This is a genomic window from Methylomonas rhizoryzae, assembly GCF_008632455.1.
In the GTDB taxonomy this organism is placed as follows: Bacteria; Pseudomonadota; Gammaproteobacteria; order Methylococcales; family Methylomonadaceae; genus Methylomonas; species Methylomonas rhizoryzae.
In genome coordinates this window covers 2,074,268-2,091,102 of sequence record NZ_CP043929.1, presented here as the reverse complement: position 1 = coordinate 2,091,102, position 16,835 = coordinate 2,074,268, and the positions used below count along the sequence as shown (strand labels likewise).

At 57.8% G+C, this 16,835-nt stretch carries 13 protein-coding genes; 4 read left to right on the top strand and 9 right to left on the bottom strand.

Features of this window, described 5'->3' with window-relative positions; all coding sequences use genetic code 11:
* Positions 1–4 precede the first annotated feature (4 nt).
* Genes F1E05_RS09575 through F1E05_RS09560 form a run of 4 tightly spaced genes read left to right on the top strand, consistent with a single transcriptional unit; the run spans position 5 to position 6,868 of the window.
* Positions 5–1,294, top strand: coding sequence for a TolC family protein (locus tag F1E05_RS09575; RefSeq protein WP_232056834.1), 1,290 nt, complete (start codon positions 5–7; stop codon positions 1,292–1,294).
* The gene (locus tag F1E05_RS09570; RefSeq protein ID WP_150048076.1) at positions 1,287–2,663 is read left to right on the top strand and encodes an efflux RND transporter periplasmic adaptor subunit; all 1,377 of its coding nucleotides are present in this window, start codon (positions 1,287–1,289) and stop codon (positions 2,661–2,663) included. Before F1E05_RS09575 ends, F1E05_RS09570 begins: the two co-directional genes overlap by 8 nt.
* The gene (locus F1E05_RS09565) at positions 2,656–5,826 is read left to right on the top strand and encodes an efflux RND transporter permease subunit (RefSeq protein WP_150048075.1); all 3,171 of its coding nucleotides are present in this window, start codon (positions 2,656–2,658) and stop codon (positions 5,824–5,826) included. The genes F1E05_RS09570 and F1E05_RS09565 overlap by 8 nt, the downstream gene beginning before the upstream one ends.
* Before the next feature lie 55 nt (positions 5,827–5,881).
* A complete protein-coding gene (locus F1E05_RS09560) occupies positions 5,882–6,868 on the top strand; it encodes a CobW family GTP-binding protein (protein ID WP_150048074.1) in 987 nt (328 codons plus the stop codon).
* 138 nt (positions 6,869–7,006) lie between these two features.
* Here the strand turns inward: F1E05_RS09560 and F1E05_RS09555 are convergent, their stop codons facing one another.
* The 9 genes from F1E05_RS09555 to F1E05_RS09515 form a co-directional block, all read right to left on the bottom strand.
* The gene (locus F1E05_RS09555; protein ID WP_150048073.1) at positions 7,007–7,513 is read right to left on the bottom strand and encodes an EF-hand domain-containing protein; all 507 of its coding nucleotides are present in this window, start codon (positions 7,511–7,513) and stop codon (positions 7,007–7,009) included.
* A gap of 405 nt (positions 7,514–7,918) precedes the next feature.
* On the bottom strand, positions 7,919–8,482 hold the full coding sequence (locus tag F1E05_RS09550; RefSeq protein WP_150048072.1) for a thioredoxin family protein: 564 nt from the start codon (positions 8,480–8,482) through the stop codon (positions 7,919–7,921).
* Positions 8,483–8,573: 91 nt separating this feature from the next.
* Positions 8,574–8,984 (bottom strand): ExbD/TolR family protein, encoded by a 411-nt coding sequence (locus F1E05_RS09545; protein WP_150048071.1) that lies wholly within the window; start codon positions 8,982–8,984, stop codon positions 8,574–8,576.
* Entirely contained in the window at positions 8,968–9,663 is a 696-nt protein-coding gene (locus tag F1E05_RS09540; RefSeq protein WP_150048070.1) for a MotA/TolQ/ExbB proton channel family protein, read from the bottom strand. The genes F1E05_RS09545 and F1E05_RS09540 overlap by 17 nt, the downstream gene beginning before the upstream one ends.
* Positions 9,664–9,718: 55 nt before the next feature.
* Entirely contained in the window at positions 9,719–10,513 is a 795-nt protein-coding gene (locus tag F1E05_RS09535; RefSeq protein WP_150048069.1) for an energy transducer TonB, read from the bottom strand.
* Positions 10,514–10,515: 2 nt separating this feature from the next.
* Positions 10,516–10,794 (bottom strand): hypothetical protein, encoded by a 279-nt coding sequence (locus F1E05_RS09530; RefSeq protein WP_150048068.1) that lies wholly within the window; start codon positions 10,792–10,794, stop codon positions 10,516–10,518.
* A 41-nt stretch (positions 10,795–10,835) separates the two neighbouring features.
* A complete protein-coding gene (locus F1E05_RS09525; protein WP_150048067.1) occupies positions 10,836–13,973 on the bottom strand; it encodes an efflux RND transporter permease subunit in 3,138 nt (1,045 codons plus the stop codon).
* Positions 13,966–15,144, bottom strand: a complete 1,179-nt coding sequence (locus tag F1E05_RS09520) for an efflux RND transporter periplasmic adaptor subunit (RefSeq protein ID WP_150048066.1) — start codon at positions 15,142–15,144, stop codon at positions 13,966–13,968. The genes F1E05_RS09525 and F1E05_RS09520 overlap by 8 nt, the downstream gene beginning before the upstream one ends.
* Positions 15,141–16,589, bottom strand: a complete 1,449-nt coding sequence (locus tag F1E05_RS09515; RefSeq protein WP_150048065.1) for an efflux transporter outer membrane subunit — start codon at positions 16,587–16,589, stop codon at positions 15,141–15,143. Before F1E05_RS09515 ends, F1E05_RS09520 begins: the two co-directional genes overlap by 4 nt.
* Between the last annotated feature and the right edge of the window lie 246 nt (positions 16,590–16,835).

The following is a 16,835-nucleotide window of genomic DNA, read 5'->3' as shown; positions in this document are numbered from 1 at the left end:
CATCATGACATTGTTTTATAGTCTGAAGCCTGCCTGGTATGCGGCAGCTTTGATGTGCGTCTGCAGCATTGCCGCTGCCGGCGAGCAAACGCTGTTGACCCTGGAAGCAGCCACTCGAAAGGTGGTGCAGGACAATCCCAACCTGGCGCAAATCAAGGCTCGCGCCGAGGCGATGGCAGCCATACCATCGCAGGAAGCCAGCCTGCCGGACCCGCAAATCAGCTTCAATGCAATGAGTCTGCCGACCGACAGCTTCAGCACCCGGACCGAAGACATGACGCAAATTGGTTTCGGACTGTCCCAAGGCATCCCGTTTCCCGGCAAACTGGCGTTACGCGAGCAAGCTGCGCTGCACGAAGCCGAGGCTGCCACACTGAATGCCGATGAATTGCGCTTACGTTTGTTAAGCGACGTGCAAACCCTGTGGTGGCAGATTTTTTATCTGGATCGGACGCTGGACATCGTCGACAACAACCACAAGCTGTTACAGCAATTCGTCGACATTGCCCGCAGCAAATACGAAGTCGGCGAGGGTTTGCAGCAGGACGTGTTGCTGGCTCAATTGGAATTATCCAAACTACTGGAACAACAAATCAATTTGTCCGCCATACGGCGCGGCACCGCGGCCAAACTCAACGCCCTGATGGACCAACCCGCCAACAGTGCGCTGCAAATTCCGCGCGCGATTCCGCTCGAACTGCCGGAGCTCAAGCCCGAAGACCTACTCTATCAACAAGCACACGTCGCACGACCGATGCTGGCCAGCGAACGTAAAGGCCTAGACGCCGCGCAATCCAAACTGGAGTTGGCCCGGAAAGAGGTTCTGCCCGATTTCAATGTCGAAGCCAGCTACGGCGCCCGCAACAACATGCTCGACGGCAGCCGGCGTTCGGACTTGTTGAGCTTGGGCGTCAGCATGAATGTGCCGATTTTCGCCGCCGGCAAACAAGCCAAAGCCGTGGATCAGCGGACCAGCGAATGGCTACAGCAACGCTACGCCCTGCAAGACCGCTGGAACGGGATTCGCGCTGAAATCAGCCAAGCATATAGCGAGTACCTGCGTGCCAAACAACAATTCGTCTTGTTCGATACCGGCATCATACCGCTGGCCCGGCAGACGGTCGCATCCATGCTGGCCGGCTATCAGGTCAATAACGTCGATTTCCTGAATCTGGTGCGCAGCCAAATCACCTTGTTCGAATACGAAACCCAATACTGGAAAACGTTTACGGAAGCTCATCAAGCGCTGGCGCAACTGTGCGCGACTGTGGGCGAGGACGACATCTATGAATAAGCCGCTATGGTTAACGGCTACGCTGGCGCTGACGATAGGATTGACCGGCGGCTATTGGCTGGCCGTACACTCGGAACGACCACAGGCGACGCCGCCAATGCCGGCCCAAGGTGCTAGGAGCACGGAGCACGGACCGGCCTATGCCGACAAGCACGCGAGTAACCAACCGAAAGTGCTGTTTTATCGCAATCCCATGAATCCGGCGATGACCTCCCCGGTTCCAGCCAAGGACAACATGGGTATGGATTATCTGCCGGTTTATGCCGAAGACCAAGTGCAAACCGGCGAGCCGGCAGGAGCCCTAACCATCGATGCGGTGACCGTGCAAAACATAGGCGTGAGGACCGCAATTGCCAAAATGACCCGGCTCACCCATGTAGTGCGCGCCGTGGGCCGGGTCGCTTACGACGAAGAGCGGATTGTACGGCTGCATCCTAAAACCGAAGGCTGGATAGAAACGTTACGCGCCGATAAAACCGGCGAATGGGTCAGGAAGAATCAGGATTTATTGAGCATTTATTCGCCGCAACTGGTAGCCACTCAACAGGAATACCTACTGGCATTAAACAACCTGAAAGTGCTGGAACGCAGCCCGATCGAAGAAATCCGCCGCGGTGCTCAAGATTTGGTCAATAGTGCCCGAGAACGTTTGAAATTGCTGGACGTGCCCGAACATCAACTGCACGAGTTGACCGACAGCCGTACCATTAAAAAGAGCCTGCACATTCATACCCCGGCAGACGGTATCGTCATCAACATCGGCGCCCGCGAAGGCCAATACGTAACCCGTGAAACCGAGCTGTACATGATCGCCGACTTGTCCAAGGTTTGGGTCTATGCGGAAATCTACGAATACGAACTGCCCTGGATCAAGGAAAACGATGCGGTAGAAATGCAGCTGGCCGGTATCCCGGGCCGCACCTTCAAAGGCCGTTTGGCGTTTATTTACCCGTACGCGGAAGCCAAAACTCGAACCATCAAGGTGCGGCTGGTATTCGATAACGCCCATTTGCTATTGAAACCGGACATGTTTGCCGACGTGACCATCCTGGCAAGCAAGCAGATGGAGAGTCTGGCGATTCCCGCCGAAGCCGTAGTCCGCTCCGGGGCGGGTACTCAAGTGTTTGTAGTCCGCGCACCCGGCAAGTTCGAACCGCGGGAGGTCACGCTGGGCCTGGCATCCAATGGCGATGTTGCCATACTTGAAGGTCTGAAGGCTGGCGAACAAGTCGTGACCTCCGCTCAGTTTCTGATCGACTCCGAATCGAAATTGCGCGAAGCCACTGCCAAAATGCTGGAGCCGTCCGCGCCACCAACACCCGACGTCAATAGTTTGCCCATGGAATCGGGAGCGCATGACCATGACTGATTTCATCATCAATAGCGCGCTGAAAGACCGTTTCATAGTCTTGCTGGCGGCTATCGTCCTGGCAATCGGCGGCCTTTGGTCGTTCCGGCAAATGCCGCTGGACGCGATTCCGGATTTGTCGGACGTACAAGTCATCATTTTTACCGATTACGCCGACCAATCGCCGCAAGTCGTGGAAAACCAGGTCACTTATCCCTTGACCACCGCGATGCTGGCGGTACCTCACGCCAAGGTCGTGCGCGGTTACTCCTTTTTCGGCTTGTCGTTCGTCTATGTGATATTCGAGGACGGCACCGACATGTATTGGGCAAGGTCGCGGGTGCTGGAATATCTCAATTACGTAAAAAACCGCTTGCCGCAAAGCGTCAGCCCAACCTTGGGGCCGGATGCCACCGGCGTCGGCTGGATCTACGAATATGCGCTGGTCGATAAAACCGGCAAGCACGATCTGGCGCAACTGCGTTCCATCCAGGACTGGTATTTGCGCTATCCCTTGCAAACCGTGCCCGGCGTATCGGAAGTCGCCTCGGTCGGCGGTTACGTCAAGCAATACCAGGTGGAAGTCGATCCCAATGTGTTGCAGGCCTACGACATTTCCTTATCCACGGTCATGATGGCAATCAAGCGTTCGAATAACGATGTCGGCGGGCGTTTGTTGGAAGCCGGGGAAACCGAATATATGGTCAGAGGCTTGGGTTACATCAAATCGATAGACGATTTAAATGCGATACCGGTGGGCGTCAATGCCAACGGTACACCGATTCGTTTGCAGGACGTTGCCCATGTGCAGATTGGCCCGGAACTACGCCGCGGCGTCACCGAACTCGACGGCGAAGGCGAAGTCGCCGGCGGCGTAGTGGTGATGCGTTTCGGCGAAAACGCCCTGGCAACCATAGAAGACGTGCGCAAAAAGCTGGACGAACTCAAACAAGGTCTGCCGGAAGGCGTGGAAATCGTCCCGGTCTACGACCGCGGCAGTTTGATCGAACGCGCGGTCGCCACCTTGAAAGAGGCCTTGACTCAGGAGTTGTTGATCGTTTGCAGCCTGGTCGCGCTATTCTTGCTGCATCTGCGCTCGTCGCTGGTGATTGTGCTGAGCCTGCCGTTGGGTCTATTGATGGCCTTTATCGTGATGAAATGGCAAGGCATCAACGCCAACATCATGTCGCTGGGCGGTATCGCGCTGGCGATAGGCGACATGGTCGACGGCGGCGTGGTGATGGTGGAAAACGCCCATAAACATTTGGCGGCAGCGGCCGAGAAAAAACGCGCCGCATTGACCCGGCAGGAGCATTGGCAAGTGATAGGCAACGCCTCGCGGGAAGTCGGTTCCGGGCTGTTTTCCTCGCTATTGGTGATTACCGTGTCCTTCCTGCCGATCATCACCATGCAGGCGCAGGAAGGCCGGCTATTCAGTCCCTTGGCCTATACCAAAACCTATGCGATGGCAGCGGCGGCAATCCTGACCGTTACCCTGGTGCCGGTATTGATCGGCTATTGCGTGCGCGGCACTATCATTCCCGAGCAACGTAACCCAATCAACCGCATTCTGCATGCACTGCATGCGCCGATCCTGAAATGGGCGATGCGCTGGCGCGTCGCTACGGTGTCGATCGCGGTTTTGTTGATGTTGTCCACCTTGTACCCCTTGTCGAAAATCGGCAGCGAGTTCATGCCGCCGCTGGACGAAGGCGATATATTGTATATGCCCACCACCTTTCCGGGCATCTCCATTACCAAGGCCAAGGAAGTGTTGCAGCAGACCGATAAAATCATCAAAACCTTTCCGGAAGTGCAGCACGTATTCGGCAAGATCGGCCGAGCCGAAACCGCCACCGACTCCGCGCCGCTGATGATGGTGGAAACCACGATACAGCTCAAACCGCAAGACCAGTGGCCGGACCCAAGCAAAACCACGCGGCAATTGATGGCACAAATGGATAAGGCCATTCGCTTTCCCGGCCTGGCCAACGCCTGGACCATGCCGATCAAGACCCGTATCGACATGCTCTCCACCGGCATTAAAACTCCGGTCGGCATCAAGGTGTCCGGACCGGATCTGAATGTGCTGCAGTCGCTGTCGTTACAAATCGAACAGGCGATCAAAACCCTGCCGGATACGCTGTCGGCTTACGGCGACCGGGCGGTAGGCGGCTATTTCCTGGATTTCGACATCAACCGTCAGGCCGCGGCACGCTACGGTTTGACGGTCGGCGACGTGCAAGATGTCATTCAAAGCGCCATCGGCGGCATGAACATCACCGAAACCGTGGAAGGCTTGGAGCGTTATCCGGTCAATCTCCGTTATCCGCGCGACTTGCGCGACAACATGGAAGCCTTGCGGCGGGTGTTGATTCCGACCCCGACCGGCAGCCAAATACCGTTGACGGCGGTTGCCGACATCGGCTTCAAACGCGGTACAGATGTGATCAAAACCGAGGATGCCCGGCCCAACGCCTGGGTTTACGTCGACCTGAAAACCTCGGATATCGGCGGCTACGTCGGACAGGCCAAGTTAACCTTGGCCGAAAAAGTCGCGATACCGCCCGGTTATTCGGTAGCCTGGTCAGGCCAATTCGAATACATGGAACGGGCGGCGCAACGTTTACGTATCGTGATACCCATTACCTTACTGTTGATATTCATATTGTTGTATTGCACCTTCCGCAATATCAGCGAACCGGCCATCGTCATGCTGACCATACCGTTCAGTCTGATCGGCGGCGTCTGGCTGGTATATTGGCTGGACTACAACTTATCGGTAACGGTCTACGTCGGCCTGATTGCATTAGCCGGTACCGCTGCCGAAACCGGGGTGATGGTGTTGAGTTTCATCGACATCGAAATCGCCGGACTCAGGGCGCAAAAATCAGCGCCTTTAAACGCGGAAGAAATCAGAGCGGCATGCGAAACCGCTACCGCCATGCGGGTGCGGCCGGTGGCGATTACTTCGCTGGCCAACATTTTCGGCCTGTTCCCGATTATGTGGTCCACCGGCACCGGCGCGGACGTCGCCCAACGCATCGCCGCACCGGCCTTGGGCGGGATGTTGACCGTGCTGGTCTTAAGCCTTTTGGTATTTCCGGTGATTTACAGCTTGGTATTGCAAGCGCAAGAGAAATGTAAAAAAGGCGGTAATTACTCAGCACCTGTCCAAAAATAGAGGCCTTACTACTTCTTCGCTTAAAATCGAATGCTTATTGCAACCCCACTATTTCATGCATACCGCCAAAATTCCCGTCACGCTGATCACCGGCTTCCTCGGCAGCGGTAAAACCACGCTGCTGAATCGCTTACTGGCGGACGGGGTGAAATCCGCCTTGCTGATTAACGAGTTCGGCGAGACGCCGGTGGATCAGGATTTGCTTGCGCGGCAACAGCTGCCGCTAACGCTGTTGTCCGGCGGCTGCTTGTGTTGTCAGGTGAAAGGCGCGCTGGCGCCGACCTTGAAAAACTTGTGGCTGACCTGGCAGCAAGCGGCGGACAAACCTTTCGAACGCATACTGATAGAAACCAGCGGCGTCGCCAGCCCGGAACCCATCCTGGATACCTTGTTACGCGAACCCTGGCTGAGCAAGCATTACCGGCTGGATCGAGTCATCACTACCGTGGCTATCCCGTCTGCTTGCGACCAACTGCAACGCTATCCGCAAGCGCGGGCGCAAGTGGTGTGGGCGGACTATTTGCTGTTGACTCATGCCGATCTGGCCGATACCGAACAACAAGCCGCCGTCGACCAAGCGCTGCAACTTTTGGCGCCGGCTACGCCGCGCTGGCTGGTGGACCGGCAGCATTTTGCCGCCGACCGCCTAAGCGCCTACAACAAACCGTTGTTTCGGCGCATGCCGGACGCTACGGCTATTACTGAGCACGGCTTTCAAAGTCTATCGTTGTACTTTTCCAACACTCCGCCATGGCCGGAATTCCAACAGTGCTTGACGACCGTGCTGGCGAAACACGGCGACCTGTTACTACGCATCAAAGCCGTGATTTTTCCGCCGAACGACGCTGCGCCGCCGTTTGCCGTGCAGGCGGCAGCCGGGCGGTTGTATCCGCCGCAAACCTTGTCAATCCAAGCCGGTTCCGATCGGCGCAGCCGCTTGGTTTGCATAGTCAGCGGCGATGTCCGGCCTTTGGCGCACACGTTAACCACTCTCTTCGGCGAATTTATCGACGCCAACGCAATCAAACTGCATTGTCCCTAATCCGCACATAAAAACGCCGCACGTATAACCTTAAGGCTAACGCGCGGCGCAAAGCGTTGTGGCACCAACTCGGCCGGATGCAATCGGCAAATCGCGTTACGTTTCCGGCATAGACGGTTAAAACCGAAACATCGCGGCTTAATGCCGGCCGAATCCGCGTCTACCGCTGTTTTTGCTCATTTTACCAAACGGGCCCATACCGGATTTACGGCTGCCAGTGTACTCTGCTTCGCTAACCGATAAATCGCTGTCTTGGTCCAGCATCGCAAAATATCGGATGATTTCGCCGTTGCTGTTGTTAGGCGCAATGTCGGTGAATTCGTCCAAATCCAGCGAGGTGCTGTTATCGGCGTCGGCCAAATTGAACAATTCGGTGGCGAAAGCCAAACTACGGTCGGTTTCGTTGACGGTAAACTCCTCTAAGCTCAGTGCGGAATCACTGTCGGTATCCAACTCGGTAAAGCGGGTTTCGATCTTGGCGGAGAAATAGGTTTGCATTTCGGCCAGCGTCAAGCCGCCGCTGCTGTCGGTATCGGCAGCGGCAAATTCGGTGGCGCGATCGGTTTGCGAACCGCCGGCCATCACCGGTTGCGCCATCAGCCCCAATGCCATCAAACCTGCTGTTGCTATCCATCGTTTTGTCATTGTATTTACCTCTTAAGTAAGGGCGTTTTAGGCACGCCGTCCGCACTGCCAATTCAGTGCGGAACAACGCGGCGCATGTCGATTGAGGGACGGGGGAGTTGCCCAAACCTAACGCGCGACAGGATTCTAGTACGCGGCCGGCCGGTAGGATTCTTAGCTTAGGTAAAATCGAGTAAAGATTTGTAACGGCTTGCGGAGCCATTCGATAAATGAGGATGACGGCTCCGCCTTGCCGGCCGAGCGCGCCATTTAAATCCGCCCCCCCAACAAATCGGCGGCTTAAGCCGCTTCACCTAACGCAATCCCGGTACCGGTCGATTGTCGACAGTGCGGCCTTGCTCAGGCAAAACACCGCGTTCGAAAGGCCGTATCGACGCGCCGGCTAAAAGAAGGAGCGGCAAACGCTCAAGCGTCTTTCCATTTAATGTTGCAGCCGATGCTGGGATATTGATTGGGATTGATAGGCTGGCCGGTAAGCAGCGCATCCAAAGCCTGGCACAAATCCTCCCCGCTTGGCGGAATATCGTTTTTAGGCGTAGAGGTATCCAAGCGCCCGCGGTACACGCAACGCAATTCGGCGTCGAACAAGTACAAATCGGGGGTACAGGCCGCTTGATACGCTTTGGCCACTGCTTGGCTCTCGTCGTACAAATAGGCCGCAAACGGATTGCCCCATTCGGCCATCATGTCCCGCATCTTGTCCGGCGCGTCTTGCGGATAACTCTCGATGTCGTTGGAACTGATAGCAATAGTATTGATTCCCCAGTCCGCATAATGCCGGGCAATGTCGATCAACTGATCCTTGACGTGCAACACGTAAGGACAATGGTTGCAGATAAACATGATCAGGGTACCGTTTGTCCCCTTCAGTTCCGACAAGCCGTATTGCGCGCCCGTGACGGTATCCGGCAAATAAAAATGCTGTGCCGACGTACCCAAAGGCAGCATAGAAGACGGTGTTGCAGCCATATAGCTTCTCCCCTAGCCTATGAAAAAACATCAGTATAGTCCGCTCAATGCGAACTTGGCTAAGCACAATGACAGCTCGGCTAAACCAGCCTCATTGCTCCACCGTCACAAACGACAACTTGCCGATCCCGGAACGTTGCGCGCTGGCCATGACTTTGGCGACCGAATCGAAGATTGCTCCCCTATCCGCTTGCAGTTGTATGCTGATATCCGGGTCGATTTGCTGCAGGGTTTTCAATTCGCCTTCCAAAGCCTCCAGGGGCACGGCCTTGCCGTCCAGTTCGGCTTCGCCGCTCGCCGTCACCGCCAGAATGGCTACGTGTTTATCCGGAGTCGGTTCGGTTTGCTCGGTTTTCGGCAGCTTGACTTTGACCACTTGGGTCAATAGCGGCGCAGTGACGATAAACACGATCAATAAAACCAGCATGACGTCCACCAGCGGCGTGACGTTGATTTCACTCAATTCACCCCCCTCTTCGTCGTCGTTAAGCTGCATGGACATGGGCAATCTCCGTATGCAAGCGGGTCAAATCGTTTTCAATGCACGCCAGCAAGTAATCGGTGGCGAAATGCTCCAGGCGGGCGATTAAGCGGCGGTTGTGACGCAGGAAAAAGTTGTAGGCGATCACCGCCGGTATCGCCACCGCTAAACCCAGCGCGGTGGCGATCAGGGCTTCGCCGATGGGACCGGCAACCACTTCCAGACTGGCGTTGCCCTGGGCGCTGATGTCCTTCAAGGCATGCATAATCCCCCAGACCGTGCCGAACAAGCCGACGAAGGGTGCGGACGTGCCTATACTGGCCAACCAGCCCAAGCCGCTGTCCAAGCGGGCTTTTTCCTTTTGCAATTGCTGTTTCAAAGCCCGCTCTATCAGCTCGTGCCATGCCGGATTGTACTTGGTCGGCGCCTGGGTTTTGTGCAAGGCCCGGTGATAGGTCTGGTATCCGGCCTGCCACAAACGCCCTACCGGGGTATCGGCATCGATTTGCGCCAAGGTTTCCGACGCAACCACCGGATTGTGCAACGCGGTCGGCTCGAACGAGCGTAGCAAGCGGTAGTTGCGGTAGCGATGCCAGACAACCTCGCCGGCTTTCAGCAAGATGACGCTCCAGGTCAGCAGGGAAAAACACCCCAAGACGCATAATGTGCCATCGACGATGGCGGTTTCGGAAAAATTCATACGATGCTCCTGTATTTCGAAAAAAACTCTGTTGCGCGCTACGCACGCACGGCGTTCAACGCAAACTGAACACGATGGGTATGCTGACCCAGCTTGGCTCCGCCACGTCGCCGCGCTTGGCCGGTACGAAGCGCCAATCGCGGACGGCATCCAGCGCCGACTCGTCCAGCACTTCGTGTCCGCTGGAACGCTGCACATTCACCTGCTCGGCCCTGCCGTCCGCAGCTACCAGTACCCGCAACACCACGGTCCCCTGCCAACCGCGCTGTCTGGCCGACAGCGGATAATCGGGTTTGGGATTGTTTAAATAGGCGGCGTTGCTGTCCACCGGCTGGTAGACGTCGTTTCTGGGGGCGGCCGGGGCTTGCTGCACCGGGGTAGGCACGGCCGCGGCCGCGACACTTTGCGGTTGTGGCTGTTCTGCTTGTGGTTCAACCAGTTTGCGTTTCGGTGCGTCGTCGGCCTGAGCGACTTTGGGTTTGGGCTTGATTTTGGGTTTAGCCGGTTTGGGTTTGGCTTCCTTGGGCGTTTCCGGTTTGGGCGGTTGCGGCGCCTGCACGGCTTGCGGTGCCGGCGGCGCCGACAATTCCATGGCGATCATCGGCAATGGTGCGGCGGCGGAAAACGGCAAGGGCTGCGGCCGAGTGGCGTACCAAAACAATAAATAAGCGTGCAGCAACGCGACCAGTAAGGCTACCGCCGTTAAGGCCAAAGAACGGCGTAATGAAACGGCCGTATGAGGCACGGTAACCGACCAGCTATTGTCCGGCTCGGGCAAGGCGGATACGTCCAGCAAATAAATGCGTTGCTCGCGTAGCCTCTCGAGCCAATTAAGTACGGCTTGCCCCATGGCTATCGCGCCTCTTTTTTTAAGCGCTTAGCCGGCTTGGGCAGATAATCCGCATGCGCTGCGGAATTTTTAATGCGCGCCGGGTTAGCGTTTTCCTGCGCCAATCGCCGCTCCAATTGATGCACCTGGTATTGCAGAGCTTCCAACGCGCTTAACGTCTGTTGAAATTGCTGCTGCAAATATTCGAAGTGCACCTGAAAGTAACGCGCCGCGGGAAACGCTGCGTCCGGTACCGGCAAGGGTTCCGGTGCGGAATGCTCGGAACTGAAACGATTATGCATGCTATATCCCCCTTAAAAACGCCGTTATCCGGTTTACCCCGTTACGGTCGAACTTCGGCTACTTTCGCCGCCGGCTTGCCGCCTGCGCCCAATGCGGCGTAACAAACCGGCGTCAGAATCAAGCTGGCCGCCATGCCGACGAACAAACCGGCGGACAAGGACAGCGTCATCGGTACCAAGAATTGGGCTTGCGGGCTGGTTTCCAGCAAAGTCGGCAAAAAACCGGCAAAGTTGGTCAAAAAAGCCAGGAAAATCGGCCGAAACCGTAAAGTGCAGGCTTCTACGATCATCTGCTCGGTACTTTTTCCGCCGGCATCGTGCTGGCGCAGATGATCCAGCAGCACCAGACTGTCGTTGACCACCACGCCGCTGGCGGCCACCATGCCGACCAGGGACTCCATGGATAAAGGCAAACCGAACGCCCAATGCGCCAACACCCCGCCGCTCCAGGCAACCGGCGCGGCCAATAAAAAGATCAAGGGTTTGCTGTAAGATCGAAACGGCACCGCAATCAACACGTAGATCAGCAGCAAAGCCAATACGGTGTGCTCGCCGAACGCCGCCAGCATCGCTTGCTGTTCCTGACGTTGCTGGCCGGTACGGGCGGATAATCCGGGAAATTGCGTTTCCAATGCCGGAAGCCATTGCTTTTCCAGGACGGCATACAGCGCATTAGCATCGCCCAGGGTCGGATCGACCCGGGCCTGGATGCTCAACACCCGCTGCCGATCTTCGCGGCTGATCCGGGCATTGCCTTGCACCAGCGCCACTTCGGCCACGCTGCTCAGCGGCGCGCTACTGCCGTTAGGCAGAGTGACCGGCAGGTTGTGCAGTTGCTCTAAAGATCGCCTGTGCTCCAACGGGTAGCGCACGATGACCTTGACTTCCTTGCGCCCGCGGATGAAACGGTGCACTTCTTGGCCGTAATAAGCGTGCCGTACCTGCTGAGCCAAGGGTTCCAGCCGCAAACCCAGACGCTCGGCGCCCGGCTTCAGCTGCAAGTGGATTTCCGGCTTGCCTGATTCGGCCGAGTCCACCACGTCGTAGACGCCGGGATAAGCCTTGATCGAGCGTTCCAGCTCGGCGGCTGCGGCGGTCAATAACTCAGGCCGGTCCGCGCCCAGCGTCAACTCGATGTCGTAGGCTTGATCGCCTTCTTTAAAAATGAAATCGACTTTACCTTGACCGAGGTCGCCGATGCGTTGCCGCCAATCCCGAATGAACGGTTCCACCTGCACGTGTTGCCGGCCCAGCGCGGACAACTCCAGCCAAATGCCGCCCATATGTTCCCAAACCATGGTTTCGACGCCGACGATGATGCCTTGCTCCCCTAGGCTGCCGCGGCCGGACCCGGCGAGCTTGGCGTCCCATTCGGCCCGCAACTCGAACAAGGCTTGTTCCACCCGGCCGGCCAAGGCTTGCATCTCGGCGTAAGACGTGCTTTGCGGCATTTGCATCGACACCCAAAAACTGTCCTTGGTTACGTCCGGATTGATGGATTGCCGCACCCGGTCGCCGGCCACCAAGGCCCAACTCAAGATCAGCAACGCGGCGAACAGCGCCACCGTCAAATACCGCCAATCCAGCGCGACCTCCAGCAGCGGCCGATAGATGTTGACCACAAAATCGTCCAGCCCCCGGTTCAACCTGGCTCTTAGCCGCTGCAAGCGGGTTGGCGCAGCATCCTGCCGGATCGGCGCGACCAGATGCGCCGGCAAAATCAATAAGGCTTCGATCACGGAAAATAGCAAGGTCAAAATCATGATGACGCAGATCGGTTTCATCATCTGCCCGGCCCAGCCCGGCAGATTCAACCCCGGCAAAAAAGCCACCAATACCACCAGCACCGATAAAGTGACGGGCAAGGCGACCGCCTTGACGCCATTGACTGCCGCAAGCAGCGGCGCCTCGCCGGCCTCGGCTTGCCGGCTGTGTATGCTTTCGCCGATGATGATGGCGTCGTCGACCAGCACCCCCATCGCCAGCAAAAAACCGAATAAAGACAGCATGTTCAACGACACGTCCAGCAGCGGCATCAGGCAGAACGCCCCCAGCACCGAGGTCAATATGCCCACGCCGGCCCACAAGGCGACCCGTGCGCGTAAAAACAGGGTCAATACCAGACACACCAATACGAATCCGCCAAGAGCGTCTTCAGACAAGGTCGCTATGCGTTCGTCGTAGGCTTGCGAATCGTCCCACCAGCAAATCAGGCGCAAACCTTCCGGCAAGCCGGCCCGGATGGACTCGACCGTCGCTTTGACTTGGCGGGCCACTTGCACGCTGTCGCTTTCGGTGTGCACCTCCCAGCCTTGCGCGGTTTGCCCGTTGTGCCGCCAGGTAAAAAGCCTTTCCTCCAGACCGTCGTGTATCGTCGCCACCTGCGCCAAACGCAGATGGTTGCCGTCCGGCAGGGTTTTCAGTACCAGATCGCGCAAGGCGTCGGCCGATCTGGCCCTGGCATGCACTCTCAGCAGCAACTCGCCGTCCGGATTTTTGATCAACCCGCCCGGCGCGTCCACCGATGCGGCGCGCACCGCTTGCGCCACTTCGCCCAGGCTCAAGCGGTATTTGCGTAACCGCTCCGGCGACACTTCTATGCCGATTTCGTAGCCGATTTCGCCGTAATTGCGCACCCGGCTCACGCCGGGGATGGCGGCCAATTGCTGCTGTATGCCTTCGCCGAACTGCTGCAACTCGAAGGCGTCGGTATCGCCGTGCAAGGCCACCCAAATCACGCCGTCGTCGCCTTCGCGGCCGGACAAGGCGACTTCTATGGTTTCCAATTCCTTGGGTAGACGCAAAATCGCTTGTATGCGTCCGCGGATCAGCGCCAGCATTTGATCGCGGTCGCGGCCGGGCAGAATTTCCACCTCTACTTTGCAGAGCTGGGCAAAGATTGTGCCGCGCACGCGCTTGATGCCCGGCAGGTCGTGCAGCGCCTCTTCGATGGGAATGCAGACCGATTGTTCGATTTCGGCCGGTCCCGCGCCCGGAAATTCCGCTTTGACTTCGATTTGGTGCGGGCTAAAACGCGGAAACACTTCCTTGTCCACGCTGCGCAACCCGATCATGCCGCCGGCCAGAATCAGCAACATCAACAAGTTGGCGGCGACCGGGTTGCCGGCAAACCAAGCCAATACGCCGGAAAACGGCTTTACCGGCTCTGCGCTAGTCATGCAACACCCCACTGTCCCCGTCGTCGGCAATCTGCACTTGCATGCCGGCTACCGCCAGCGGCAATTCGGAAACCACCACCCGCTCCCCGGCCGTTAGTCCCGCGCTGACGATGCTGTTACCGCCTTGGTTACGCAGCACTCGGACTTGGCGCAACTCCAGACGTCGGTCGGCATTCACCAACTTGACTTGCTGCAAATTGTTAATACTGGCGCGCGGCAGTACGAACAGCTTGTCGCGGGTAATCCCCTCGATTTGCGCTTGCACGAATAGCCCGCTAAACAGCGGCATGGTGGCCACGGCCCGCTCGGGATCGTCCACCTGGGCGATTAAAAACAGTTGACCGTTGTCGCTATCCAGGGCCGCTTCGCTACGCACGATGCGCGCCGGCCATTGCAAGCTACGGCCGCCGATTTCAGCCTGCAAGCGAACCTGCGGCCATTGCGGGTTTTTGGGGTTGGTCAGCGGCAAAGCCAAAAACGCCAAGTCGTCGACGGCGATAGGCAGGCGGATTTCGGCAACGTCATTGGCATAGATGCGGGCGACCGGGCTGCCGGGGCTTAAAAACTGCCCGCGGCCTATCCGCTTGTTCAACACTCTGCCGGCGAACGGCGCCCGGATATCGCAGCGGCTGCGGTTCAATCCGGCCTTGGCCAATTCCGCCTGCGCCGCGGACAATTTGGCCTGCGCTTCGGCCAATTGCGGTTTGCGCAAGGCCAAATCGCCGGCTTCGCCCTGCCCTAGCGCCTGCCAATCGCTCAGCGCTTGTTCCGCTTGGGCCTTTTCGTTGATCAACACCCGTTGCGCCTCGGCCACGCCGGCCTCGGCGGCGGCGATGGCATAGTCGTAATCGCGCGGGTCTATGCGCACCAACACCTCGTTGGCGGCGAAAAACCCGCCGGAGGCCAAGGCCGGATGCACGGTTTGCACTTGGCCGCCGACTTGAGCGATCAAATCGATTTCCTCGCGCGGCGTAACCACGCCTTGCGTTTCGACCGTCAAGCGCAGGGTTTGCGGTTCGGCACGCCACACCTGCACGACCGGCAAAATCGCTTGCGCATCTTGGCTTATCCGTCCCGGTCTCAGCTCTATCATGGCCCAGGCGGCGCCGACCGCGCCCAGCAACACTGCAACCGGCAATAAGGTTTTGACGGAAGAACGTTTCAAGCTCACACCGCACCGCCCAAAGCCAGCAACAAGGTAATGCGGTTGGTCAACAATTGGCGTTTAACCCGCAAATGCGCACTTTGCGCGTTCAAGGTGCTGCGATAGCTATCCAACAGGGTCAAAATTTGAATCAAGCCTTGCTGGTAGGAATAAACCGCCAATTTGCGGCTGGATTCGGTTTGTTCCACGGCCTCCCGCAAGGCGCTTTCCTGCTCCCTTAATCGCGACTCCGCCGCCAAGGCCTGCTCGACTTCGCGAAAGGCGTTGAGGGCAACGCTCTGGTAGCGATTGTAAGCTTCGCGCACCCCGGCTTGGTTCAAACGAATTTGGGCTTCTAAACGGTCGCCGGTGAACAGGGGTTGCGCCAGGCCGGCCGCGAAATTCCAGGCCGCGGCCCGCGGGTCGAGCAAATCGGTCAAGGCCGGGCTGACGCTGCCGCCGGCGGCGGTCAAGCTTACCCGGGGCAACAAGGCTTTTTGCGCGCTCTCCAGCCGCGAATCCGCCGCGCGCAAGCGCCGAAACGCCGCCGCAAGATCCGGCCGGCGCTCCAGCAATTCGGCCGGCAAACCGGTAGCCAAGCTTACCGGCGGTTCCGGCAAGTGTTTGCCCGCTTGCAAACTGTCGTCCGGATAGCGGGCAATCAGATTTTGCAGCTGCCGGCCCAGAGTCTGCAGGTCGTTTTTGGCTTGCGCCAACTGCGCTTGGGCGTTGGCCAGATCGGTCAAAACCAAACGCAAGTCCAAGCCGCGGGTCAAACCTTTGTCGAAACGGCCGCGAATCAAGCCGACTATCACGCTACGATCCTCAACGGACTGAGCGGCCACCTGCGTTTGCAATTGCGCTTCCAGCCATTCGAAATAGACTTGGGCTATACGGGCCGCCAGCGATAAACGAGCGGCCCGGTAATCCGCCGCCAGCGCCTCGGCGTCTTCGAGTGCCGCTTGCCGGCCGGCTTTGATCCTGCCCCAAACGTCCAATTCCCAATTGAGGCTGAATAAGGCGCTGAACGAACCGGTAGGCGCATAACCGCTGCCGTCGGCATTTTCGCTACGCTGATAATCCGGTTGGAAAAACAGTTGCGGCCAACGGCCGGCTCCGGCAATGGTAGCCTGCTCGCGGGCCGCGTCGACCCGCGCCGCCGCGGCTTGCAAATCGAAATTGCGCTGCAATCCGTCCAGCACCAAGGCGGTTAAGCTCGGATCGTCGAAAATCGCCAGCCAAGACGGCGGCAAAGCCTGATTAACCGGATCTTCGGCACGCCACTGTCCGCCGAAAAGAAATTGCAAATCGCTACGCTCGTGCAGCGTAACCGGCTGACAGCCCGCGATCAGCAAGGCCACCGCCCAGACGCTAGCCCAACGCTGCTGGCGTGCGCTCGCGGCGTATAAACGGTTCCGAGTAGAATTAGGGCTTTGGCGATTGAGTCTCTGGCGGCGATTGGCAACTCTCATGACCGGGCAATGCAAACGTCTTATTTATCTAAGACGTTTCAGCCGCCGAATTCCCCACCCTTTTTTTAGAAACAGCTTATTTAACTGAACTTCAGACACCGCGTAGACCGCGCCGCGCGGCTCCGGGAAGCTGAATTTTTTTGGATTTCCGGTCAAAACCGTCGCGAATCAACAATCGGTTTTCCGGTTTGTCAATCCGCAGCCATTGCGCCACAAGGCCTGTTGTGCTGCGCGCCGGGGTATCGG

What these genes read in the sequence shown, in the direction of transcription:
- F1E05_RS09575 (WP_232056834.1), top strand. Translation starts at nt 5, where the DNA reads ATGACATTGTTTTATAGTCTGAAGCCTGCCTGGTATGCGGCAGCTTTG.
- F1E05_RS09570 (WP_150048076.1), top strand. Translation starts at nt 1,287, where the DNA reads ATGAATAAGCCGCTATGGTTAACGGCTACGCTGGCGCTGACGATAGGA.
- F1E05_RS09565 (WP_150048075.1), top strand. Translation starts at nt 2,656, where the DNA reads ATGACTGATTTCATCATCAATAGCGCGCTGAAAGACCGTTTCATAGTC.
- F1E05_RS09560 (WP_150048074.1), top strand. Translation starts at nt 5,882, where the DNA reads ATGCATACCGCCAAAATTCCCGTCACGCTGATCACCGGCTTCCTCGGC.
- F1E05_RS09555 (WP_150048073.1), bottom strand. Translation starts at nt 7,513, where the DNA reads ATGACAAAACGATGGATAGCAACAGCAGGTTTGATGGCATTGGGGCTG.
- F1E05_RS09550 (WP_150048072.1), bottom strand. Translation starts at nt 8,482, where the DNA reads ATGGCTGCAACACCGTCTTCTATGCTGCCTTTGGGTACGTCGGCACAG.
- F1E05_RS09545 (WP_150048071.1), bottom strand. Translation starts at nt 8,984, where the DNA reads ATGTCCATGCAGCTTAACGACGACGAAGAGGGGGGTGAATTGAGTGAA.
- F1E05_RS09540 (WP_150048070.1), bottom strand. Translation starts at nt 9,663, where the DNA reads ATGAATTTTTCCGAAACCGCCATCGTCGATGGCACATTATGCGTCTTG.
- F1E05_RS09535 (WP_150048069.1), bottom strand. Translation starts at nt 10,513, where the DNA reads ATGGGGCAAGCCGTACTTAATTGGCTCGAGAGGCTACGCGAGCAACGC.
- F1E05_RS09530 (WP_150048068.1), bottom strand. Translation starts at nt 10,794, where the DNA reads ATGCATAATCGTTTCAGTTCCGAGCATTCCGCACCGGAACCCTTGCCG.
- F1E05_RS09525 (WP_150048067.1), bottom strand. Translation starts at nt 13,973, where the DNA reads ATGACTAGCGCAGAGCCGGTAAAGCCGTTTTCCGGCGTATTGGCTTGG.
- F1E05_RS09515 (WP_150048065.1), bottom strand. Translation starts at nt 16,589, where the DNA reads ATGAGAGTTGCCAATCGCCGCCAGAGACTCAATCGCCAAAGCCCTAAT.